The following is a 20,853-nucleotide window of genomic DNA, read 5'->3' as shown; positions in this document are numbered from 1 at the left end:
ACTCCCGCAAATAAGACGTGATGACCCTAGCCATGCACAGGGTGATGGCTACTAATTTAGTAACTTGATAAGTTACTGGTTATTTCTCTGCCTAGACCTCATGACACACGTAGTTCAATTGCAGCCATGCCGGAGGTTTTCTCGGCAGCATGTGAGCTATTTTCAGCGCGTGTTTATCGAGGATTTGGCGGTAAGTGAGAGTGTTGCCGGTCTGGCGGTATTCTTTGATGGCGTCTTTAGCTGTACTGCGGATCACGTTGTTGGTGAGTATGTCCATTCATTGCCCCGCAAATCCCCACGCCAGCAGCGCCAGGCAAATCAAAGTCAGCGTCCAGCTCCAGCCAACATGCCTTTCAAATGGAAACTCGCTCCGCTTCATGACACCCTCCGATTCTTCAAACTCCACTGATACCGTTCGTTATCTTCCCGGCACTCTTTGCAGCAGAAGTTGGTGCCTGGTACTGATGGCTCACCGCAATCACCGTTGAGGCAAATGGGCGAGGGAGGTGGCGCCGGTTGTCGGCCGGCAAGCGCTACCTGAATATTAAATTGCTCAAGCTCAGAAGCTTGGTCTAATTGGTCTGCATGCATGGTTTGTCTCCTAAGCCTAAGATTTTGTCGACATCATCAGCTGCGCAGCCGGATGCCAAAGTCATATGCCCTTCATGCAAGGTAACTTTTACTGGTGCAGGCATAACCCCGCACTGGCTCCAAAGGCCTTGATGAATAACTTGCTCTAGCGAATCCGTGCTAACCCTGCCATCTGTGAAATAGGCGCGGGGAATCCTGACGCTGATGATGTTCATAGGGGATACTCCGAAGAGTGAAGGGGGATTACTTGGTAGGGGTAGGTACTGCTGTCAATGCGGCGCGGCAGGCTGAAATGGCGTTTTTTGCTCGGTCCCAAACTTCATGGTCACGATCGGAAATGCGAATGACCTCAGCCATTGCATCTAGCAGTTCACATGGTAACGCAGGCGCAGGCGGGGCGGCGTAAACCTCCCTGACCTCTACAATCGGGTCTGGATTTTCAGATAGATAATCGAACATTGATTTGCTGCAACTCTGCCAGTGGTCACCACTAAATCTCTGCTGCCACGCCACCGGCACGCTCCGCGCCTCCCTTACAGCCAGCAGCTCGGCAAATGCTGATGCATACAGTCCATATATTTCTCTTATTTCTGGTGTTTCACCTTCGGCTTGCTCTCTTACAAATATTTCTAATCTTTCGCGTAACTGCTCATTCGTTACAGTTGATATTGTCATTCATCACCTCAAAACATGTAGTCGTACCACAAATAAAAGTGGAAGAAGCCAAAGCCGAAACAGGGGATGGGCCCGTCATACCAATCCTCCACGTAACCGAAATACCACAGTTCACGTGGCAGAGTATTGCAACAAAGCCAGCGGTCTTTGCTGATCCGGATGCGCATATCACTCTCCCTCGACCTTGAAGCCCTGCTCTGTCAGTGCTGCGATTACCTCATCACGATCAAAGCAATCCCCGTCATTGTCGGCCTCTAAATAAGCCTCATCGATGTGATAACCTTCGCAGCGATAACGCTGGGGCAACTTGATGGGCTGCTGTAGTCGCTGTTTTGCCTCTTCCAGCGCTGCCAGCAGTGCTCCTACAGTTCCACACGCAGCGAAAGCTACATCGGAAATTTCACGGGAAAATGGAAACATCTCCCCATTTTCAAGTTCAACTGTTGATGTAAAAATATGCTCCGCTACTTCACTTTCTTGCAGTAAGCGGAGCTGTTTTAAAGTTTCCTTTGCCTTGTCAATCAATTCTTTGTGGTTACTCATATTTAACCCCGTTCAGCTCCAGTAGTTTTTGAATGCGGGCGCATTCATGGACATACCAACCATTCTTATCCCTGTCACTTTTGGCTATTCGTAACTCTTCAAGTAGTGCAGTTACGTACTCTTGCGAGTAGAAATTGGTGTTATATGGAACCTTCTGGAGGTCGGCCAAAAGTTTAAGCTCACGCTCTCCAAACGCTTCCGGGTCACCGTATTTGTTTAAGACAACCGCCACAGGCTGGCTAAGTGCTTCTAATTTATCTGTCATGCTGTCACCTCGATAGGGCGAAGCCAGACACAAAGAGGGCCGTCCTCAGTGTCGTGAATGGAGCCAATGAACCAGCCGTCGCCAGCGGGTGGTGTGGGGTTCCAATGGCTAATGTCACCATTGCTATCTTCGAGAGCCTCTAACTGTTCGTCCGTAACGTCGCATTCTGCCCACAGCACATGAGCAATAACGCGATTACTATCTTGCCAAGCCTCAAACTCACCAGGTGCGGCGTACTCTCTGCCGTCTGCTGGTTCAAAGTAATCCGGGTGAGTCCAATACCCGCAATCATCGCGTTGCGGATCCATTGCTGTAATTAATTTGCTCATAGCTTTGCTTCCTCCTGGGCGTCATACATGCGCAATGCTTCGCGAACGGCGTCGAGAATGCGCTCTAAGTGCGTGTATTTGTGGTTTGGCACGGTGGGCCATCTGGCGTAAGCTGGATCATCGCCAAGTAATTCCCGCACCGCCGAGCTACTGAAGCCGCTACAACAGTCCTCTTTGATGTCGTGGCTGGCATTGGCTTCATCCCACATCTCCCTGGCCTTGTCCTGGTCAATCTCGCCGGACCGACGCAGCTTGCAGATTTCACGCTTAACGAACTCCACATTCGCGTCGTTATCATCATCAACTTCGCTGGGCATATTCGGCGCGAAGTTGTCGATCAGGTAGTCATTGCTGACGCGCTGGAAAAACGCCTGGACGGTATCGCCACCCATCGCAAACCAGGCGGCAGTCCATGCCTTACCGTAACAGGTGATAGTGATGCGTCCTTTCCCTGGCTCGTAGTTTTCAGCCATAACGCGGATCGGGTCGAGACGTTCAACATCGCTTATCTCAAGGCTCAAGACTTTCGTTTCTTTGATTTTCACTCTCTCTCCCCCTGTGTGTGCTGCCCCGACTTGGCGAAGATAATCCAGTGCGTTTTATCGTTCTTGCCAGTGCGCTGCCAAATTGTCGGCTTAACATCGGTAAGGGCGATAATCTGGCTTACTGGTATCTGTGTTTCGTTCCACTTAAAAATCAGCGTGCCGTGTGGCCGCAATACGCGAAACGCCTCAGAGAACCCGGCGCGGATGTCATCACGCCACGTTTCTTTGTTCAGCTTCCCGTACTTCTTGCCCTGCCAGCCTTGCGGGCCTACGCGCTCCAAGTGCGGCGGGTCAAACACGACTTGCGAAAATGAGTCATTGGCAAACGGTAGGGCGCGAAAATCAGCTATCACATCCGGGTGAATATGCAGTTGCCGCCCATCACAAAGGACGTGCTCTTCATCGCGAATGTCGGCGAATACTGCGCGGCTGTCCTGCTTGTCGAACCAGAACATGCGGGAGCCGCAGCACATGTCGAGGATCGATTTTTCCGCTGTAGCGTTGTCACTCTTCATGATGGGCCTCGCTGTCACTAATGGCGGGATTTGCATTCCGAATCGCTATTTTCAGCGCATAAGCCTCTGCATCATCCCTACTATTAAAATCCTTCATCCACGCCAGCGCCGAATCGCAGCCTTTCCCCTCAAGCGTTGGAAATGTGGCAAGTACGCACGGCCCTTCACCCCAAAAGTTATTTTCAAAAGACAAAATGATTCCGAGTTTTTTGGCTTTCTCGGTCAGTTCGCTATTAGTTGCCATCACCGGCCCTCCCCACCAAACATGTTTGCGACATGCGGGCATGTTGCTGCTATCGATTCAAGATGATTTAGCCACCGAACCATGCCCAGAGCCGTTCTACGCACCCCCAGCTTGTTGGATTTGCCAACAGAGCGGCGACACTTGCGGATTTGTTTGCGGTTGTAGGCCTCTACAACTTCCTGCCAGCGTTTCTTTGGCATGTGCTTATACGGCGAATTGGCTGCTTGCCATTTGACGTTGCGCTCACGTTCGTAAGCGCGGGTTAAATCGTTCAGATACGTTGCTTTGCTCATACCCGGCCCTCCCGCAGCTCGACGAGGTATGCGCGAACGCATTTTGAAAACGCCTCTCTTTGCTCTATGTGTCCGTAGAAGAATGGGCCTTCCATTATTTTTGCAGTATCAGCGTCCCAAACATCTGCGAACTTCTCTACTCCACGCTCTTCCACCGCAGCCAGAGCGGCGTCGGTGGCAGGGAAGCTCAGTTCCTCAGTGCATGGGATAACCTCTCCGTAAATGCGCTCCATCGCCTGTTCCCATCCGTATTCCATAGCGTCGTACCGGTCAGTGATACCACGGTCTTCAAGACCACATCCCATCCCCTCACAGTGATACTGAGGCTCGTTATCTAAATCGGTAACGGCGTCGATGATGGCTTTCATCTGCACACACTCATTCGTCAGCGCAATCACTTCGCGCTCTCTCGCTTCAAGCTGCTGCTTGAGTTGCACTACAGCTTCGTAAATACCGCCTTCTTTCACGTTAAGCAGGTCTTGAATGAGGGTGCATGTAGCAAGTGAGGAAGGGTGGTTTGTTTCGTTCATGGGGTTATCCTTGTTTGCGTGACCAGCCTTTGCCGTACCAGTCGATATGTACAAGAGTGCAGTAACGGTCGGGTGCCGGGTTATCACGGCTATATGGCACTCTCGATGGCGGTAGAAGGTGGATAGGGCAGTCAGGTTTGGATGCCGCAATCCGTGCGGCTGTCCGGGCCATCATTCCGTTGGCGCGTTGATGTGTTTCTCCCCGCTTGAGGCTGTCAAAGGCCGCGAGGACACCTACCGTAATTTCGGCATATAGTTCTTCTTTGGTCATGTGGGTTACCTGCGGGGAGAGGGGTTAGATTAGCTTTTGCCAGATTGCCGAAACGTATTTGGCCTGATGTTTGGCGTCTGCTAATGCATTGTGGCGAGCGCCATCAAATGGCACGTCCTTCTTTGGGTCGAACCCGATAACTTTTCCCAACTCAACGATGGTTCGAACGTCACGATCATTCCACCACTGCCACGGCGCAGTCTGACCAGCAAGTGTGTAGCCGCTGCGAAGGATCACGCAATCAAATGACGCACCATTCCCCCACACTTGAACATACTTCTGATTGGCATTTTCGGTAATGAAGCCTGAGAAATTCGCTAGTGCAGAAGAAAGTTCCTGTGGGTTGTCTTTTAGGCTGACCTTGGCTTCCTCTCCCTGATCCATCCACCAAAGAATTGTCGAAGCATCAGGGCGCGCACGGTGCCGCATTGATGATTCAAGCGATACATTCACAGAGAATTCTTTCCCAATATTTCCGGTAGATGGCTCAAAGAACACTGCACCGATGGAGATAATTGGCGCGTAAGTTCCAGTCCCCATTGTTTCTAGATCAAGCATTAAATGGTTCATTTTTATTCCTTAAAACGGGATGTCGTCGTCAAAATCCATTGGTGGCTCGTTGCTCTGCTGCGGACTGCTTTGTGCTGGCGCTGAGCGTTGTTGCTGGCCGCTTTGCTGCGGAGCGCTATCACCCTGACGACCACCCAGCATCTGCATGGTGCCGCCCACGTTGACGTGAATCTCCGTGGTGTACTTCTCGACGCCAGCCTGGTCTGCCCATTTGCGCGTTGTTAGCTTGCCCTCGATGTATACCTGGGAGCCTTTGCGCAGGTATTCACCCGCTATCTCCGCTAGCTTTCCGAACAGAATCACGCGGTGCCATTCCGTCTTTTCTTTCTGCTCCCCAGTAGCCTTGTCACGCCAGCTTTCGGAGGTCGCCAGGGTAATGTTGGCAACTGCGCCCCCATTAGGTAGGTAGCGAACCTCGGGGTCTTTCCCAAGGTTGCCGACGAGGATTACTTTATTGACGCCTTTACTGCTCATGCCGCTTCTCCCTTCTCAAGTTCTTGTTTGCGCATCACATAGAGTTCTTTCGCTTTTTCGTGCTCCGGCGTATCGAGGAGGCGTCTATCAGCGCTTTTCCAATACTTCTCCAAGTCATCCAGGCCCGCGGTTGTGATAGCACTGGTGAAGCCCGTAAGGATTTCTTCGTGCGGATTAACGCCAGACTCAAGCCACGCCAGCAACTTCTTGCCGGTTTCTTCGGATAGCTTTTCAGGGTCTGAGCTGGAGAACAGCTTGGTACGGTCTTTCGTGGCGTTGGCGTGGTGCGTTTCGTGGACAATGTCGAGCACAGTAGTGAACTCATATTCCACGCCGTCGCGCTGCTCTGACTTCATACCGAGCTTGGCAACCTTCTTGCGTCCGTTCTCTTCAACTTGCGCCGTTTCGGTCTTGCTTCGCATCGTTGCGATGATGTGCATCGGCGATCGGAGAATGGAATCAAGAAACAGGCGGTGCCGCGGGTTAATGTCGCTCCACGCTGACCAGGAGTTACCGCGATATTTGTTTTTTGCAATGGTGTCCACAAGCTCTAGGCAGCCACCTACGCCGCCCCATTCGTGAGTAATGCTATCAATCACCAACGTGTCATAACCGGCTTGCTCGGCCGCCTGAATGGCCTCAATGAAGCGTTCAGGTGAGAAGGGTGGTTCCAGTTCCAGAACGTCAAACTCTGCGATGTCAGAATAGAGCGAGGCGCTACCCTTTTCGGTATCAACAACAGCTATCTTGCCGCCGATCCCCTTAGCAATCAGAAGGGCACTATATGTTTTTCCTGAACCGCTCGGCCCGGTAAGTGCCAGCCGTAGCTTGGCTTTCTTTCTCATGGCTTTTTCAAATTTCATAACTGCCTCTTAGTTGAAGTTACCTGCAAACTCATTCCATGTGAGTGACGGGCTTTCGTGTTGCGAACCGTTCCAGCGGGCGTCCTTTTCCGCTTGTGACTCTGTTAGCTTCTGTTGCAATTCGCTCTGCATGTGAGCAACGAACAGATCATCATTAGCGAGTAGTTCCTGACTCATGCGACCGCCTTAACCTCAGTAACTGAGTAACCACGCTCGGCGAGATAAGCGAACACCACTGACTCATCCATAACAGCCAGCATTTCGCGCTGTGCGGCTTCGTCAGGCGTTTCTATCTGCGCCCCTATCAGATTCACCTTCATTTCACCGGATCGGATGCCGGGGGTGCTGCTTACTCTGTTGCAGGTGATTTCGATGTTCATGGCTTTAGCCTCATTCGGAGTACACGAACAATCGTCAGACGCTTAAACCAACTGACGAACCGGTTATTTTTCTTGGCTTGAATGCCGCGTGGAACTCTCATTAAGTCAGTCATGCGAATGCCTCCGGACCGGGCTTGGCACCGGCAATTAGATACTGATGAATACGTTCGAGCAGGGTTTTAGCGACGCCAATAGCGCCGCCGATAGCTTGAGCCATTGACGTTACTCCTGTTGATTTATGGGGTTCATAACTGAACCAGCTCGAGTGAACTGGCTTAGGTATGAAAAAGCCGCTGGTTAGGCGGCTTGTGGTCAGTCTGGAATGAATTCTTGCGTGGTGTGAGTTGCTAAAGCCTCAACCAGTTGGGCGGAGTCGCTCGTGATAATTAACGTCTTGTGCGGGTTGTGGTTCTTGGCGAGGTATTCCATTACTGGCTTAACTACAGCTTCAAAAGCATCAAGTTCGTACTCTTCCATAATTTACTCCATGCAAAAAGAAGCCCGCACTTGGCGGGCAAGAATGGCAACGAGGTGTTACTGGTCTGGAGCCAGTATCCAGACCACTCAGTGAATGGGCTGGGGACTGTGCTATTCGCCAATGGCATTGCTGATTGTTGCGTCTAGTTGGAATAGCAGGTCTTCATTCGGATTAAGCGAGTTTTCTTTGGGCTCATAACCCGCCTGATAAAGATGGCTTCTGGCCCGCTCACAGGCTTCCAGAAGGTCAGGTGCGGCAGCTATTAACCGTGCGTCATTCTCTTCGTAAACCGTATCTGCGATGTTCTCCCCATAAATACCGAACTCAATACTGATGCGTTCCAATGCCGCATTGTTCCAGTGGGGGCCATTCTTCGCGTACTTCCACGGCCCGGGCGTTCCTTTAAATCCACTCATCCCCAAATCCCCCATATAACGCCAATCCAAAACACAGTGCAGCCGCTTATCATGGCTGACCATACCTTCCCGCGATAAGACATGCTGCACCCTCCGATAAAAAAGGCCGATTACTCGACCTCTACGAATTCACCGACTTCATTCACCGAATAAGCCGTGTTGGCCTTAATGCCATTCTCGCCGACGTAAGCAATAGCGAAGCGAGTACGTGTGCCGTCGCTGTAAGGAACTGCTGCGCAACCGCCTTCACCCAACACAATGCGCGAAACTGATCCGGCTGCGGCCACAACAACATCTTTACCGGTAGCATCGATTCGTGCGTAGTTGCCGGAGCTGCCGATTCGTGCGTTGTAGCCGGAGCTGCCGATTCGTGCGTTGTAGCCGGAGCTGCCGATTTGTGCGTCGTTGCCGGAGCTGCCGATTTGTGCGTCGTTGCCGGAGCTGCCGATTTGTGCGTCGTTGCCGGAGCTGCTTTCGCCCTCGACCTGATCCGCTGGGTGCTCCATGCTGTTCAGTTCGACAACCATCGCGTCGGTAGCTTTGGTTTCGGCCTTGATAAACTCAGCCTTGGTTTCGCCTTGCAGGAAGGTTTTATACGCTTGGCTGACACCCCAACGAGCCCATTCATATTTCTTATCAGCGTTAAGGGCCTGAATGATTTCGGCGTAATCACCGCCTTGTGGGAATTTTTCTTTGAACCAAGCAAAGCCATCGCCACACGCCAGTTTTTGCACTTGCTCTTTTGTGATTTGCATTCGTTAAATCTCCAGATTTAGGCCGAAAAAAAGCCGCATAAGCGACTGTGTTAGTAATCTTGCCGAAGCCCCCACGTATAGAGGCAGCGGTAAATCTACTGGGCGGAGTTCAATTCCTTGGCTGTCCATGCCATCTGGCGGCGTACTGTCGGCGCCCGGTCGAATGCCCGGTCCAGCCATTTAAATCGGTGATACCAGCGGCGACCGTACTCACCAGAAACTAACCGTACTATTGTCACTTTCATCGTCCATCCCTCACTTAACAATGTGAACTGCTTCTTTACGTGTCTTACGATGACCCGCGTTGTATAGGGCTACTTGGGGTAAGCATGCTGGCCCCTCAATCACTGGCTTGCGCTTGAACTCGTTCTGATAAAGGTATGAGGCACGGAGAATTTGCATCTTGTATTCCTTTGCCAGCCAGAAGGCATCTGCAACCAGGAACTTGAGTGGGGCAGGTGAGTATCCAGCCTGCTTAACCATCGTTACTCTTTGGGCTACTACCTGGTATGTCCGGCCAACCCGCAATGGATTGGAACTAGCCCAGGCCTGCTGCTTTGCTTTTCTCTGTGCATCGCGGCGGCTGCGAGCGTTATCTTTGATGTTCTGCAACTTAATCATCATTACCTCCTGAAATAGCTTTGGTACTGGCAAGCAGTCCGAAGCTGTCTCTGTTAGTTGTTTGCACTTTTCAGTGCTCGATTGAATCACCGCCCTGGTGATGCCTTGCCGTTGCCCTTCTGTGGAATTAATATATGCGCAATGCGCAAATGCGTCAAACGCAAATTCACATAAGCAACTAAATCTACAACTATTCATTGATTTATAAGGTTATTTATTTTGTGTTATTGTTGTGATGTTTAAAACACAATCAACTTGGAGGCTGCTATGGACATGGAAAAGGCGCACGAGGCTATGTGCCTGGTGATCGGTGAGGCGGTGGTTCAGATTTGCGCAGAGGATAGGGCAGTCACGAACGAGTCGATCATTGAGATGATATTGATGCTGTCAGATGGTGCTGAGGTTGATCTGGCGGTGGAGTTCGCATTGGATACCCTGCGATAATCCCCAAAAAACCCGGCCTGAGCCGGGTTAGGTTCCTTTAGATTTCATCACACCCGCAGACAGGGATGGGGAATACGCGAGACTTCTTAGGGAAACGCTTCTTTCCGTTTTGGTCTATGATCCATGGGCGGAAAATCACTTCACAGCTGTTGCCACATTTGTGGCAGATCGTAGTAGCCATATAAATTACCTCGCCAAAGCAGGGACACGCTTCCAAGGCTTGATAAAAAAATGAGGATCCGCTACCTTACTTATGTCAATGAAGTGTGGTTGCGGGTGTCCATCCCCAATCAGAGCCCTTCCCCTTGCTGGGGGAATTAGCTCAAATTACTAATGAGGCCGAACATAGACCTTCAATATTGAAGCTATAAGTTCGGCCTCGTTGTTTGTGAGGTCTGTAGGTATGCCACTGATCGTGACAGAGATACCTTGCTCAGGGCGAATTATCACCGGAAGAGAGAAGGTGCTAATGTTCGATGCTGCTTTCAGCACCTCGGGATCCTGATCACCTAATATGATTGTGTCTTCGCGATTCACTTCTACCTCTTCATTTTTTGCCAAAGGCTTGTAAAGAATCTTACCTTCTTCTTCAAAGGCTATAAACTTCTTGATGGCGCTCTCTGTGCGACTTCTGTAGGCAGTAATGCTGCTCTCCGATGGCTTTGGCTCTGATGTTTCCATGTACCGCTTAGCAAGTTCATCTACATCGACTTTGGTAATGTCATCCATTTCGTCATCTTTGAGAACGGTCAGCAGTCGAGCCGTAGAGTTCTTGAGGTTTCTTGCGGTATTCTCATTGACAACGTCAAGAGTAGTCAGCATTTCCAGGAATTCCTGGAACTTCTTAACGCTGAATTTTCCGTTGTTCATGATATTTCTTCCCGTAAGTTATTGTGTACGATCAGATTTTTGATCGCTTAAGGGAATAAGTCAAGACTAGAAAGACTCAAATGCGCCATACAGATTAAGATTCTTTTTTGGTTAAAAGGCGGTCATGACTGCTCGCTAAAAATATGTCAAATTGCAGAATAAAAATCTGTATGAATATCCAGTTAAATAAAAAGGCCGCATCTCTGCGACCTTCTTCAGTCCTGTCATCATTTCGACTGTTGGACTACACGTATCGGCTGATGCCGTGACTGTAGATAACCCGCCCTATCACTTTAAGGTGCTGCTCATTTTTCTCTGTGATCAGCCAGTCCGTGTAGGTTTTGTTATCGGAGCGAACCAGTAAGCCATCTGCAGTGAACTGTAACCGCTTGACCATTACTGCGTCTTTGAACGAAAACACGTAAATCCCATCACCATCAAAATAATCTTTAGAAACATCAATGAAGATGTAATCACCAGTTTCGATCGTTCCGGACATGCTGTCTCCGGTAACGGTGATCACCTTTATGGTCTCTGCTGGGCGATGGCCAAAAATCTCCAGCGCCCGAGCTGTATCGTAAACGATGCTAGTAATTGTCTCCGCGACCTCAGTTGTTGAAACTCGGCCGCCACCTGCGCTTGCCTCTGCATCCAGAACGTCGATGGTAAATGGTTTTTCAACCTGCTCAGTGGTTAGAGGCACTGTTATTTCTTCTTCTGTGAAAAGGTCGGAAACCTTAACCCCCAAGGCACTAGCTATTTTCTTTATAGTAGTCTCTGAGAATCCTTGTTTTCCCGTTTCCAGCCTAGAGATATTCCCCACGTCACTTCCTGCCGACGTGGCCAATTCAAGGATTGTCATTTTCTTCGCTTTGCGAAGTTGTCTGATGCGCTTACCTATTTCCATGGCTCAATTTAATAACCTTTTTGCGTCACTCGCAAAGCGCCTTGCGCAAATTAAATGCGTGGTATAATATGCGTGTAGCGCATTAAATGGAGGTGCATATGGATACACCATTACGAAAAATGCGTGTAGAGACTGGTTTGACGTTGGCTGACCTGGCTTTGGCTACAGAGATCGATGTTGGAAACCTGAGCAGAATCGAACGAGGCAAGCAACTCACTTCCCTGAAAACGGCTGAAAGACTCTCACAGTTTTTTGGTGGGAAAATCAGTGAAATGCAGATTCTCTACCCGCAAAGATACATGGCGATAAAAGCCGCATAGCAACATCCATTCAATCGAGCACTGAAAAGTGCACATCACCAAAACAAATCACTAGTGGTCACTCCCACGGGCTGATCACATCACTTATTTGATAGGGAAATTATCAATCATGCATAACGCAAGTTACAGCAAGCCAACAGAAACAGAGATTAACCGGGCTGAAACCGATCTTCTGCTAACCGTTTCACAGGTCACAGGGCGTAAGTTCGCAGAGCTGGCAGGGTGGCATGAATCGAAGATAAGCCGGACTAACTGGCGGGACATCGCGACCATCTTCTGCATAGCTCGAATGGCTGCTGAATGTAGCCCATTAGGAAGGGCAGTGCAGGAAGTTTTCAAAGCGGTAGGCAATAAAAAACCCCTGGCGGCAACCAAGGGTTCGGAACAACAAATCACTATCAATTTCTGAGGTAAATAATGGCACGAAAACGCGTAAATTTCAAGCAGGAAGAGGAGCGGCGTCACCCAGATTGCCCCGACGAGCTGGTTTATTTGGCTGCCAATAACAAGCCGTTCGCTGAGCGGTTTATTGGCGTTTTCAGACTGGCTAAAGCAGGGGTGAAGAAAGATGAACGTCGTTAGAAAGTTATCCGATTACAGGCCGCAGGAACGCCCTGTAGAGACACCGGAGGCGACCGGTAAGGGGTTTGCCTTGATACACCGTCAATTCATGGATAGCAGACTGTACAAGGACTCGCAGGCAGTACACCTTTGGCTTCACTTGATACTGAAAGCCAACTATTCCCCGGCAGTGGTTAAGACCGACATTGGCGAGATGATGGTGGGGAGAGGGCAGATGATCACCGGGCGGCCAACGCTGGTATCTGAAACGTTTATCCCTGACAACAAAGTGAAGAGTTTGCTTCGTAGTTTCGAGTCAAAAGGCATGCTGAAAATCGAAGCCATGGGGCGCAAATTCAGCCTGATTACCATCCTAAAATATGACGATTTTCAGGCCCAAAATTGTCCAACGAATGTCCAACAGTTGTCCAACGCGAACACCAGTAATAACGAGCCTATCAGCGGTGTTTGTCCAACGAATGTCCAACAGTTGTCCATAAACAACAATATAACTAATAACTCTTTATCTAAAGATAAAGAGAGTGTCTCAGCAGCAGAAAATTCAGAACAGAAAAAACCATCCCACACATGCCAAGACGTGATCGACGCCTACCACCGGATACTGCCTGAATGCCCTAGCATCCGAGCACTGAGTGACAAGCGGAAGAACCTGATTAAAACCTTCTGGGTGAAAGCAGGGAAGATTACCCGCCAACTGGATAACGCGCCATTCAGCATGGCTGCATGGGAAGCCTACCTGACATACATCTCGCTCAACTGCCGGTGGATGCTTGGCGCTCGGCCTGATGCCAAGACTGGCAAGACGTGGCGCTGTAAGAATCTCGAATACTTGCTGAGCGACGAGGTTTATCTCAAGGTCCGGGAGGGAAACAGCGATGACGTCTGATTACTTAACACCTCCGCACAGCCTAGAAGCAGAGCAAAGCGTGATCGGCGGTCTGATGTTGGACGGCGGACAAAGCGAACGCTGCCAGAAAGTTCTTTCGTCACTCAAGGCGGAGGCGTTTTTCTGTCGGCCCCATCAAGTGATTTACGAAGAGCTGAGAGCGTTGAACCAGCAACAGAAGCCGATAGACCTGCTGACTGTGTTCGATAGTCTGGAGAGAAAAGGCATTTCTGAAACCATTGGCGGCTTTGCCTACCTCGCCGAACTGTCGAGATACACACCAAGCATGGCAAACATCGTGGAGTATTCGAAGATTGTCCGTGACCGTGCCAAGAGGCGATACGGCATCGAGAAGCTAAACCAAATGGTTTCCCTGATGTACGCCAACGACGGCCTATCAGCTGATGACAAACTCGAATCAGTGCAGACACTCTTCACGCAGATCACCGACTATTCAAAAGTTGGGGCCCGGCGTGGACTACGCACCTTCGGGGATGTCTTTGGTGATTGGGCCGAGATGGTTGAGAAGCGTTTCACTGGCGATCAGAGCGCCATTGGGCTGACCAGCGGCATTCCTTCACTGGATGCAATGTTGGAGCCAAAACGGATTGTCAAAGGCTCGCTGTTCGTTGTCGGTGCCCGGCCAAAAATGGGCAAAACCACGCTCTATCTGAATATGGCGATCAACTGCGCACTGAATGAAAACCTCCCTGCGTTGGCGTTCAGCCTTGAAATGCCAGATATCCAGCTCGTTGAACGGATGATCACCCAGCTTTCCGGGGTGGCCAGCAGTCACTTCTACGCCAGCGGGTTCGATCAGATGAAGTTTGGTTTGGCTTCCGCCAAGGCAGGCGAGCTTATCCAGAACGGTAATCTGTACATCGACGACACGCCCGGACTATCACTTGCTCACATTGTCGCAGAGTGTCGCCGTATCAAGCGTGAGCGCGGCGTGGTGGGTATGGTGCTGGTTGACTATCTGACGCTGATGAAGGCCGAGAAGGCCGACCGTAACGATCTGGCGTATGGGGAGATCACAAAAGGGCTGAAGAATCTCGCGAAGGAACTCGACTGCGTTGTTGTGCTGCTGACCCAGCTAAACCGCCAGCTTGAGAACCGTTCCGATAAGCGACCACAGCCAAGCGATAGCCGCGATACCGGTCAAATTGAACAGGACTGTGATTACTGGCTTGGTATCTACCGGGAAGGCGCTTACGACGAACATGCAGATCAGCGCGCGACAGAGCTGCTGCTCCGACTGAACCGTCACGGCGCGTCCGGCGTGGTGTACACCGAGCAGCGAAACGGGGCTATCTACGATTGCGACCAGGCTACAGCGAAGCGCAATGTGGAAACGCGTGAGGCTCAACCTACCAAGAAAAAAGGCGGATTTTAACCATGGATAAGCAACTGACAACGGTTTACATCACGAAATACGCGCTGAGCACCGGCGTTATCAAACGAGAAGGGGAGATCATGGAGTCTGGCTCGTTTATTTGGAGGGAAAAAGGGTTTCATAATTCAGTGTGGCATACCGACTACAGGCTTGCTGAGACCGAGGCGCTGGAAAAGGCCGATGACATGCGGAAGAAGAAAATCGCCAGCCTGAAAAAGCAGATCGCAAAGCTTGAGGCAATGACCTTCACGATTAAGGAGTGACCATGGATAAGCAAACAGAGAGCCGGAGCCAATTCGAAGCTGAGTTCAAGCGTCGGCATGGTGATATACCCGAATCACGGATGAGCGCACTGCTAAGAATTCACAACTTCGGCACCGATGAAGATCCAGAGTTGGATTACTACTCGTTACGGGCGCGTGATGCCTGGGAGTGGTGGCAGAAGGGCCGGGAGAGCCTCGTTGTTGAGCTGCCAGATTACGCTGATGTTAATTCAGCTAAATCTTTCGCTGGTCGCGCCATGTTAACCGGTAAAAATTCAGCGATAACAAAGTTCTCCGAGTCCCTCCGGGCTATCGGCATCAGAATCAAAGGGGAAGGGGTATGAGATTTATTGCAGCCCTAATTTTGTGCTCTATTGGCGGATGCCTGACAGCGGAAATACTTATCCAGCCTGTTGGCCGCTGGGTTCTGGCGATAATGGCTGCGCTGGTCATCTCCTTTTTGTCATCACTTTTCATCTGCAAAAAACTTGGAGTCGAATGATGGATAAACAGGTTTTCTACTTGAGAACCCCACAGATACGCCAGAACCTGAAAGCCTACATCGACAACCTCCAGCTCAACACCGAAAAACCTCTCGCAGTAACCATCCAGGAACCTACCCGCACACTAGACCAGAACGCCCGTCTATGGGCCACTCTGCGCGATATCAGTGAGCAGGTCGTTTGGTATGGCCAGAAGATGGATTCGGAAAGCTGGAAGCACGTTTTCACCGCGGCGCTGAAGAAGCAGCAAACCGTGCCGGGCATCGATGGTGGCTTCGTCGTTCTGGGGCAATCAACCAGCAAGATGAAGGTTGGCGAAATGCGTGACCTCATTGAGCTGATGAACGCTTTCGGCGCTGAGCGCGGGGTTAACTGGAGCGAGGATTCACGGCAGGCAATCGAGTGGGCAAAGCGTTACGGCGATAAGGCGAGGGCTGCATGAAATCATGTTCACGCTGCGGAGAAATAAAAGACGATTACCGGTTCCGGCCGGGGCAGAAATACTGGGTTCAGCAATGCATGCGTTGTGAGAGGACTCCAGTAGGCGAGATGCCGTATCGACAAACCGAGGAGGACATATGGCGAGAGCCCGCAGAAGCGCAACGCAAATAGCGATTGATAACCTGATATTCCGTACCAAATCCAAGTCACCCCGTAAACCGCAACCAAACTCTACAGACATCCCTACATTTGACGCCGTTTGGCCGCTACTACAGAGCCGGTTTAACCGCGTACGGAGGACAAGATGAAATGCTGCAACTGTCCCAAAGAGCTATCACCCGATGAAACTTACATCTGCGGCCAGTGCAATGCCGAGATAGACAGGTTCGCAGACGAAACCATGGGCAACCAGGAGGAAGATAATGAGCATTGCAGCGATTAAAGGCGCGTTTATTTTGTTTGGGATTCTCGCAATGTTCATTGCCTGGATAGCAACGCTGGAAGAGTGCCAAGACTTCATGAAAGGCAGCCTGTATTTCGTAGGCACGGCGGCATCTGGCGCACTATTCACAATAGGATGGTTTATTCATGGCTAAAGGCATTAAGCCGCCGAAACCAAAGACCTGCCGAGTATGCAAAACCAAGTTCCCCCCTCGTAACACTCTCCAAATCGTCTGTAGTCCCAAATGTGCAATCCAACACGCAAAGCAGCAATCAGAGCGCAAGCAAAGCAAATCTGAGGCTGAATCACGCCGTGAGTGGAATAAGCGCAAGGCAGTGTTAAGGCCCCTCAAGCATTGGGAGGATATGACGCAGCGGGTGATTAACGACTACGTCCGGGAGCGTGACAGGGAATTACCGTGCATCAGTTGCGGTACTTGGGACACCGCCCAATGGGAAGCAGGACATTACAGGTCAAGAGGCGCAGCATCACATCTTCGATACGTCGAAGACAACATCCACAAACAGTGTCATCGGTGTAACGCCGAGTTATCAAGCAACGCAGTTCCCTACCGGGCGGCACTAGTAATCAAAATCGGCCTTGAGCGCGTCCTGGCGCTTGAAAACAACAACACCGCTCATCGATACACCCGAGAAGAACTCGACACGCTCAGAGCGTCGTACAGAGCCAAAACCCGAGCACTTAAAAAACTATCGGAGGCAGCCTAATGGCAACCGTATTTAACGATCTCCAATCTGCAATCGAAGAGGCTCGCTTTATGCGCAAGAAATACCACCGGGACTATGGCGTATTTCAATGCACTGACGTGATGAAAGTAAAGCCAGCTTACAGCGGGGTAATGCCGATGTTCACGACCAGGCACGACAAGCACGGCACGGTTAACACTGAGGTGAGGGTATGAGTGTAAGAGAGTTAAGCCTCACAAAGGACCAGCATGATTGGCTCAATGGCTGGCTAGAACTGTGGGGGGCATGGGTTTATAGCGGAAGGCTCGAAAAGCGCATGAGCAGCGTTATAGCTCAGTACATGGCAACTGTTGAGCCACAGCCTGGAATGAGTAGGCCAATGTGCAATGATGATGACGGATTAATGATTTCTCAGGTCGTAGACTCCGTCCTCCGCATTGACCCAAAGGCCATGGGTATTCTGCTCAGTTACTATGCTCACGGCTCAACAAAGTACGCCATTGCAGTGTATAGCCACAAGAGTGCAATTCCCCGCAAAATCAGCACAAGGGGAGGAAACCGGTTTAAGCGTCCATCGTTATCAACGTGTCGTCGGGAGGTGGAGGAAATACTGAATGCTAGTCTGTTCATGATTTACGAACCGCTTAAGTTTGCTTTCAACTCCCGCAAACGTGTCGGCAAAATACAGAAAGTGGCATGAAACCTGTTGACACATTTGAACAAATGAGCAATCATTAAAGGGTAAGGTGCCGTATGTGTGTCTTAAGTGCGTCACCACCCAATTCAAAGCCTCGCCTCGTGCGGGTTAAAAGGCATTTTATGAATAGGGAAGAGCTTCAAGATCAGCTTCAAAAGCAAGCTCAACAAGTCACAAAGGCGTCATCAGCAAAGCCGCAGCCAAGAGAAGAAATCCCACGCGGGTGCAGCATGTGCAGATACACCGGATTTGTTAGTACGTCGCAAGAATGCAATTCTGGTATTGGGTGGTTTGATAACCTATTCAAGTACACTCATTGCCCTTATTGCAACGATAAAAAATAACATCCAAAGCCCTGGCATTCGCCGGGGCTTTTTGCATTTAGTCGCCCGCTAAAACAGTCAATCACCCCAAACATCCTCTATCGCTGAGTGACAACAGCGGGCGGCTATCCCATTTCTACCACCCGAAGATCGGGCGAGAACCCGGCAGGGGGAGGTCATGCGAATGCCTATCAAAGAGCCAGAGTCAGTGAGTATGCTGGGCGTTGTCCTTGTGCTCATCATGACGTTACTCGGAACCATTGCGAACTATGCCTGGCGAATCATCAACGGCGAGCAATTCCGGTGGTCGTTTTTCCTTCTGAAAATCCTGATATCAGTATTCGCCGGTGCGTTGGTGCTGTTGCTTGCGAGTTATTCGAGCTGGGCGGCAGAGATTGCAGGTGGGATTGCTGGCCTGGCTGGTTGGTCTGGTGCTGAGGCCATTAGGATGGTCGAGAGTCGCTTTCTGAAGCGCTTGGGGGAAGGCAATGCAAATCAGCAATAAGGGCATCAGCCTGATTAAAGGTTTCGAAAAGCTTGAGTTGAAGGCTTATCCCGATCCCGGCACTGGCGGAAAGCCCTGGACTATTGGCTGGGGCCACACGAAAGGCGTTAAGCCCGGCGACCAAATTACCCAGGCGCAGGCCGAAGCATTCTTGCGTGAGGATTTGGCAGTATTCGAAGCTGCCGTGAGTTCTGCTATCAAGCGCTCAATGACACAGAACCAGTTCGACGCCATGGTATCGCTGGCATTCAATATCGGCGGGGCCAGCTTCGCATCATCCACGCTGGTTAAGAAATTCAACGCTGGCGATGTGCAAGGTGCTGCTGACCAGTTCCCTCGCTGGAAGAATGCTAACGGCAAAGAGATGAAAGGGTTGGTGAGGCGTCGCGCTGCTGAGCGTGAGTTGTTCCTGTCATGAAGTGGCCGCTACCGCACTGGCAAATGGCTATTGTGTCGTTGGTGCTCGGTCTACTGGCTTACTTCACATATGCAAACCAAGGTTTAAGGCATGACCGCGACAAACTTCAGTCAGCAAATAGCCAGTTATCGCAAAGCCTCCGCATTCAATCCGACTTACAAATTCGCGCCAGTGCTATCGACACTCATCGCACCAAGGAATTAGCAGATGCCAAAAGTAAGATTGCTGATTTGCAGCGTGATGTTGCCGATGGCACTAAGCGGCTGCAACTCAACGCCAGTTGTAAATCGGCCACAACCACCACCGGCGGCGTGGTTGATGCAACCAGCCCCCGACTTTCTGACTCCGCTGAACGGGATTATTTCACTCTCAGAGAGCGAATCGAAACCGCTAACAGCCAAATAGCCGGGCTACAGGACTACATCAACGATGTATGCCTGGCTAAATAGCTCATCACTTAAACCAATGGAGCCAACTGACAGGGAAAGGTCGTACTTCAGGAGACTCCCCATAATGGGAATTATTCAAATGACAGAATTACAAGCCATGAACCTGGAGATCTTCCGCTTGGTCATGAGCGATACAGCTGCTGGTGAGAAGGCTATCTCTTTCATCGGTGGAGACCAGTTCAAGTATGAGCTCTTCAAAGATGCTTATGCCAAAGCGCAGGTAGAAGGTCAGCCGGTTTCACGAGTCGATAAGGCTATCAAGCTGACCGAAGAAGCATTAACCATTTTCCAGACCGCATCATAAGGGGTGAGCATGAATAGTCCATGGCCTTTGTACTCTGGCAATAGCGAAGTCGTTAATGCCATCGATATCACCTCAGTTAAGCAGTTGGATACCGGCTACGGTGAAATCACACCAACGAACAGTTTCCCAGTTGTGACGGTTACCGACAGTTTCATGCAGCAATATCGGCCAGTGGCCACTGGTTACTTGGTGAGCCGTACTGGTGGCCCGATGTTCTATATGAGCAAGTCAGCATTTGAGGCGGTGTACACCAAAAACGGCACTGGCGCGGCATGGGCTGATATCACCGGCAAGCCATCAACGTTTGCACCAGTGATTGGCACGACCGCAACTACTGCAATGGCAGGTAACAAGACGCCGACATCAACAGATCGCGGTGGTGTACTGCAACAGACGGCGGTAGCAGCTTTGACCGATTCATCTGGTGGCACATCAGGCGGAAACACTGTAGCAGCAATCCCCGCAGCAACGGCTGCAACAACCGATACCACTGCGGCATCGCTGACATCAACGAACGCTGCTATCACTGCAATCAAAAACGACGTGGCCACCCTGGCAGCTAAGGTCAACGCCTCCGTGGCTGCGAATAAAGCCGCAGGTGTTACTGCATAGCAAATTACACAGCCTATTCACCGAGTGGGCTGGATAATGAGTTAACGAGGATGGAGAGATGGCAAAATCAAAATGGCCTAAACCGCCAACGTACCAAGTGCCACTCTTTAACTGTGCTGATATCGTTTTGCTACGTCAGCGTGAAGAAGCGACTGATTACTTCACAAGGCTTGGGCTTGAGTTCGACTTGTCTGGTTTTGATGGCTTTGCTTACACGCACCTCATGGAAGGCAAGCCCCCATTGCTCCTTATCGGAGTGTTCCTGCACGAACCACAAATCCTTGCTCATGAGGCATGCCATACAGCATTTGAAATATGCAGTCACGTAGGGGTGCCAACACCAAATGATTCTCAGAATGAAACCTTCTGCTATTTGGTGCAGAGAATCATGCATAAATTCATGCCTTACATCACAAAGGAATAATC

The 20,853-nt window shown here is 50.6% G+C and carries 44 protein-coding genes; 20 read left to right on the top strand and 24 right to left on the bottom strand.

Annotated features, from left to right (window positions below):
* Positions 1–91: 91 nt before the first annotated feature.
* The 22 genes from A6U95_RS16780 to A6U95_RS16695 form a co-directional block, all read right to left on the bottom strand.
* Positions 92–277, bottom strand: a complete 186-nt coding sequence (locus tag A6U95_RS16780) for a hypothetical protein (RefSeq protein ID WP_065685290.1) — start codon at positions 275–277, stop codon at positions 92–94.
* A gap of 295 nt (positions 278–572) precedes the next feature.
* A complete protein-coding gene (locus A6U95_RS31080; RefSeq protein ID WP_065685289.1) occupies positions 573–806 on the bottom strand; it encodes a hypothetical protein in 234 nt (77 codons plus the stop codon).
* A gap of 28 nt (positions 807–834) precedes the next feature.
* A complete protein-coding gene (locus A6U95_RS16770) occupies positions 835–1,266 on the bottom strand; it encodes a hypothetical protein (RefSeq protein WP_065685288.1) in 432 nt (143 codons plus the stop codon).
* Between the two features lie 8 nt (positions 1,267–1,274).
* Complete coding sequence (locus tag A6U95_RS31075) at positions 1,275–1,433, bottom strand: hypothetical protein (RefSeq protein WP_158006222.1); 159 nt, start codon at positions 1,431–1,433, stop codon at positions 1,275–1,277.
* A 1-nt stretch (position 1,434) separates the two neighbouring features.
* Complete coding sequence (locus A6U95_RS16765; RefSeq protein ID WP_065685287.1) at positions 1,435–1,809, bottom strand: hypothetical protein; 375 nt, start codon at positions 1,807–1,809, stop codon at positions 1,435–1,437.
* The gene (locus A6U95_RS16760) at positions 1,802–2,074 is read right to left on the bottom strand and encodes a hypothetical protein (protein ID WP_065685286.1); all 273 of its coding nucleotides are present in this window, start codon (positions 2,072–2,074) and stop codon (positions 1,802–1,804) included. The genes A6U95_RS16765 and A6U95_RS16760 overlap by 8 nt, the downstream gene beginning before the upstream one ends.
* Complete coding sequence (locus tag A6U95_RS16755; protein WP_065685285.1) at positions 2,071–2,403, bottom strand: hypothetical protein; 333 nt, start codon at positions 2,401–2,403, stop codon at positions 2,071–2,073. Before A6U95_RS16755 ends, A6U95_RS16760 begins: the two co-directional genes overlap by 4 nt.
* A complete protein-coding gene (locus tag A6U95_RS16750; RefSeq protein ID WP_065685284.1) occupies positions 2,400–2,948 on the bottom strand; it encodes a hypothetical protein in 549 nt (182 codons plus the stop codon). The genes A6U95_RS16755 and A6U95_RS16750 overlap by 4 nt, the downstream gene beginning before the upstream one ends.
* On the bottom strand, positions 2,945–3,463 hold the full coding sequence (locus A6U95_RS16745; RefSeq protein WP_065685283.1) for a class I SAM-dependent methyltransferase: 519 nt from the start codon (positions 3,461–3,463) through the stop codon (positions 2,945–2,947). The genes A6U95_RS16750 and A6U95_RS16745 overlap by 4 nt, the downstream gene beginning before the upstream one ends.
* Positions 3,453–3,707 carry a hypothetical protein gene (locus A6U95_RS16740; RefSeq protein WP_065685282.1) on the bottom strand — a complete coding sequence of 85 codons (255 nt, stop codon included), beginning with the start codon at positions 3,705–3,707 and terminating at the stop codon, positions 3,453–3,455. Before A6U95_RS16740 ends, A6U95_RS16745 begins: the two co-directional genes overlap by 11 nt.
* Positions 3,707–4,000 (bottom strand): hypothetical protein, encoded by a 294-nt coding sequence (locus A6U95_RS16735; RefSeq protein WP_065685281.1) that lies wholly within the window; start codon positions 3,998–4,000, stop codon positions 3,707–3,709. Before A6U95_RS16735 ends, A6U95_RS16740 begins: the two co-directional genes overlap by 1 nt.
* Positions 3,997–4,530 (bottom strand): hypothetical protein, encoded by a 534-nt coding sequence (locus tag A6U95_RS31540; protein ID WP_074423366.1) that lies wholly within the window; start codon positions 4,528–4,530, stop codon positions 3,997–3,999. The genes A6U95_RS16735 and A6U95_RS31540 overlap by 4 nt, the downstream gene beginning before the upstream one ends.
* A 4-nt stretch (positions 4,531–4,534) precedes the next feature.
* A complete protein-coding gene (locus A6U95_RS30730) occupies positions 4,535–4,801 on the bottom strand; it encodes a hypothetical protein (RefSeq protein WP_139102389.1) in 267 nt (88 codons plus the stop codon).
* 24 nt (positions 4,802–4,825) lie between these two features.
* Complete coding sequence (locus A6U95_RS16725) at positions 4,826–5,371, bottom strand: 3'-5' exonuclease (protein ID WP_065685280.1); 546 nt, start codon at positions 5,369–5,371, stop codon at positions 4,826–4,828.
* A 9-nt stretch (positions 5,372–5,380) separates the two neighbouring features.
* Positions 5,381–5,845, bottom strand: a complete 465-nt coding sequence (locus A6U95_RS16720) for a single-stranded DNA-binding protein (RefSeq protein WP_065685279.1) — start codon at positions 5,843–5,845, stop codon at positions 5,381–5,383.
* Positions 5,842–6,708, bottom strand: a complete 867-nt coding sequence (locus A6U95_RS16715; protein ID WP_065685278.1) for an ATP-binding protein — start codon at positions 6,706–6,708, stop codon at positions 5,842–5,844. Before A6U95_RS16715 ends, A6U95_RS16720 begins: the two co-directional genes overlap by 4 nt.
* A 9-nt stretch (positions 6,709–6,717) precedes the next feature.
* Entirely contained in the window at positions 6,718–6,885 is a 168-nt protein-coding gene (locus tag A6U95_RS31070; RefSeq protein ID WP_158006221.1) for a hypothetical protein, read from the bottom strand.
* On the bottom strand, positions 6,882–7,088 hold the full coding sequence (locus A6U95_RS16710) for a hypothetical protein (protein ID WP_025118961.1): 207 nt from the start codon (positions 7,086–7,088) through the stop codon (positions 6,882–6,884). The genes A6U95_RS31070 and A6U95_RS16710 overlap by 4 nt, the downstream gene beginning before the upstream one ends.
* 312 nt (positions 7,089–7,400) lie before the next feature.
* Positions 7,401–7,565 carry a hypothetical protein gene (locus A6U95_RS31065; protein WP_158006220.1) on the bottom strand — a complete coding sequence of 55 codons (165 nt, stop codon included), beginning with the start codon at positions 7,563–7,565 and terminating at the stop codon, positions 7,401–7,403.
* Positions 7,566–7,676: 111 nt separating this feature from the next.
* Entirely contained in the window at positions 7,677–8,045 is a 369-nt protein-coding gene (locus tag A6U95_RS16705) for a hypothetical protein (RefSeq protein WP_065685277.1), read from the bottom strand.
* 47 nt (positions 8,046–8,092) lie between these two features.
* The gene (locus A6U95_RS31060) at positions 8,093–8,737 is read right to left on the bottom strand and encodes a hypothetical protein (RefSeq protein WP_065685276.1); all 645 of its coding nucleotides are present in this window, start codon (positions 8,735–8,737) and stop codon (positions 8,093–8,095) included.
* Positions 8,738–8,992: 255 nt separating this feature from the next.
* Complete coding sequence (locus A6U95_RS16695) at positions 8,993–9,361, bottom strand: hypothetical protein (protein ID WP_139102388.1); 369 nt, start codon at positions 9,359–9,361, stop codon at positions 8,993–8,995.
* A 264-nt stretch (positions 9,362–9,625) separates the two neighbouring features.
* Between A6U95_RS16695 and A6U95_RS31250 the strand changes: the two genes are divergently transcribed.
* Entirely contained in the window at positions 9,626–9,802 is a 177-nt protein-coding gene (locus A6U95_RS31250) for a hypothetical protein (protein WP_198927305.1), read from the top strand.
* Positions 9,803–10,132: 330 nt separating this feature from the next.
* Here A6U95_RS31250 and A6U95_RS16690 read toward each other — a convergent pair whose 3' ends face one another.
* A complete protein-coding gene (locus tag A6U95_RS16690) occupies positions 10,133–10,672 on the bottom strand; it encodes a hypothetical protein (RefSeq protein WP_065685274.1) in 540 nt (179 codons plus the stop codon).
* Positions 10,673–10,916: 244 nt separating this feature from the next.
* Positions 10,917–11,579, bottom strand: a complete 663-nt coding sequence (locus A6U95_RS16685; protein WP_065685273.1) for a helix-turn-helix transcriptional regulator — start codon at positions 11,577–11,579, stop codon at positions 10,917–10,919.
* Between the two features lie 98 nt (positions 11,580–11,677).
* Between A6U95_RS16685 and A6U95_RS16680 the strand changes: the two genes are divergently transcribed.
* The 19 genes from A6U95_RS16680 to A6U95_RS16605 all read left to right on the top strand — a co-directional run bounded on the left by A6U95_RS16680 (position 11,678) and on the right by A6U95_RS16605 (position 20,851).
* The gene (locus A6U95_RS16680) at positions 11,678–11,899 is read left to right on the top strand and encodes a helix-turn-helix transcriptional regulator (protein WP_065685272.1); all 222 of its coding nucleotides are present in this window, start codon (positions 11,678–11,680) and stop codon (positions 11,897–11,899) included.
* Between the two features lie 109 nt (positions 11,900–12,008).
* Positions 12,009–12,308, top strand: coding sequence for a CII family transcriptional regulator (locus A6U95_RS16675; protein WP_065685271.1), 300 nt, complete (start codon positions 12,009–12,011; stop codon positions 12,306–12,308).
* An 8-nt stretch (positions 12,309–12,316) separates the two neighbouring features.
* The gene (locus tag A6U95_RS31245) at positions 12,317–12,481 is read left to right on the top strand and encodes a hypothetical protein (protein ID WP_198927304.1); all 165 of its coding nucleotides are present in this window, start codon (positions 12,317–12,319) and stop codon (positions 12,479–12,481) included.
* A complete protein-coding gene (locus A6U95_RS16670; protein ID WP_065685270.1) occupies positions 12,468–13,367 on the top strand; it encodes a DNA replication protein in 900 nt (299 codons plus the stop codon). The genes A6U95_RS31245 and A6U95_RS16670 overlap by 14 nt, the downstream gene beginning before the upstream one ends.
* Entirely contained in the window at positions 13,357–14,763 is a 1,407-nt protein-coding gene (locus A6U95_RS16665) for a DnaB-like helicase C-terminal domain-containing protein (protein ID WP_065685269.1), read from the top strand. The genes A6U95_RS16670 and A6U95_RS16665 overlap by 11 nt, the downstream gene beginning before the upstream one ends.
* A gap of 2 nt (positions 14,764–14,765) precedes the next feature.
* Complete coding sequence (locus A6U95_RS16660) at positions 14,766–15,026, top strand: hypothetical protein (protein ID WP_065685268.1); 261 nt, start codon at positions 14,766–14,768, stop codon at positions 15,024–15,026.
* A 2-nt stretch (positions 15,027–15,028) separates the two neighbouring features.
* The gene (locus A6U95_RS16655; RefSeq protein ID WP_065685267.1) at positions 15,029–15,370 is read left to right on the top strand and encodes a hypothetical protein; all 342 of its coding nucleotides are present in this window, start codon (positions 15,029–15,031) and stop codon (positions 15,368–15,370) included.
* Positions 15,367–15,528 carry a hypothetical protein gene (locus A6U95_RS31055; protein WP_158006219.1) on the top strand — a complete coding sequence of 54 codons (162 nt, stop codon included), beginning with the start codon at positions 15,367–15,369 and terminating at the stop codon, positions 15,526–15,528. Before A6U95_RS16655 ends, A6U95_RS31055 begins: the two co-directional genes overlap by 4 nt.
* Positions 15,528–15,971 (top strand): recombination protein NinB, encoded by a 444-nt coding sequence (locus A6U95_RS16650; RefSeq protein WP_065685266.1) that lies wholly within the window; start codon positions 15,528–15,530, stop codon positions 15,969–15,971. Before A6U95_RS31055 ends, A6U95_RS16650 begins: the two co-directional genes overlap by 1 nt.
* Complete coding sequence (ninD, locus tag A6U95_RS29895; RefSeq protein ID WP_074423365.1) at positions 15,968–16,141, top strand: protein NinD; 174 nt, start codon at positions 15,968–15,970, stop codon at positions 16,139–16,141. The genes A6U95_RS16650 and ninD overlap by 4 nt, the downstream gene beginning before the upstream one ends.
* A 251-nt stretch (positions 16,142–16,392) precedes the next feature.
* Positions 16,393–16,566 (top strand): hypothetical protein, encoded by a 174-nt coding sequence (locus tag A6U95_RS31050; protein WP_158006218.1) that lies wholly within the window; start codon positions 16,393–16,395, stop codon positions 16,564–16,566.
* On the top strand, positions 16,559–17,140 hold the full coding sequence (locus A6U95_RS16645; protein ID WP_065685265.1) for a recombination protein NinG: 582 nt from the start codon (positions 16,559–16,561) through the stop codon (positions 17,138–17,140). Before A6U95_RS31050 ends, A6U95_RS16645 begins: the two co-directional genes overlap by 8 nt.
* A gap of 190 nt (positions 17,141–17,330) precedes the next feature.
* Positions 17,331–17,819, top strand: coding sequence for an antiterminator Q family protein (locus A6U95_RS16635; RefSeq protein ID WP_065685263.1), 489 nt, complete (start codon positions 17,331–17,333; stop codon positions 17,817–17,819).
* 504 nt (positions 17,820–18,323) lie between these two features.
* On the top strand, positions 18,324–18,644 hold the full coding sequence (locus tag A6U95_RS16630; RefSeq protein ID WP_024530259.1) for a phage holin family protein: 321 nt from the start codon (positions 18,324–18,326) through the stop codon (positions 18,642–18,644).
* Entirely contained in the window at positions 18,628–19,062 is a 435-nt protein-coding gene (locus A6U95_RS16625) for a lysozyme (RefSeq protein WP_065685262.1), read from the top strand. The genes A6U95_RS16630 and A6U95_RS16625 overlap by 17 nt, the downstream gene beginning before the upstream one ends.
* Entirely contained in the window at positions 19,059–19,511 is a 453-nt protein-coding gene (locus tag A6U95_RS16620) for a lysis protein (protein ID WP_065685261.1), read from the top strand. The genes A6U95_RS16625 and A6U95_RS16620 overlap by 4 nt, the downstream gene beginning before the upstream one ends.
* Before the next feature lie 64 nt (positions 19,512–19,575).
* On the top strand, positions 19,576–19,815 hold the full coding sequence (locus A6U95_RS16615) for a DUF2560 family protein (RefSeq protein ID WP_065685260.1): 240 nt from the start codon (positions 19,576–19,578) through the stop codon (positions 19,813–19,815).
* 9 nt (positions 19,816–19,824) lie between these two features.
* Complete coding sequence (locus A6U95_RS16610; RefSeq protein ID WP_065685259.1) at positions 19,825–20,427, top strand: hypothetical protein; 603 nt, start codon at positions 19,825–19,827, stop codon at positions 20,425–20,427.
* A gap of 58 nt (positions 20,428–20,485) precedes the next feature.
* Positions 20,486–20,851, top strand: a complete 366-nt coding sequence (locus A6U95_RS16605; protein ID WP_065685258.1) for a hypothetical protein — start codon at positions 20,486–20,488, stop codon at positions 20,849–20,851.
* Positions 20,852–20,853 lie beyond the last annotated feature (2 nt).

The sequence above is a fragment of the Serratia sp. 14-2641 genome (assembly GCF_001692375.1).
GTDB lineage: Bacteria > Pseudomonadota > Gammaproteobacteria > Enterobacterales > Enterobacteriaceae > Chania > Chania fonticola_C.
The sequence above is the reverse complement of the archived record's forward strand: the minus strand, read 5'-3'. Positions and strand labels throughout refer to the sequence as shown.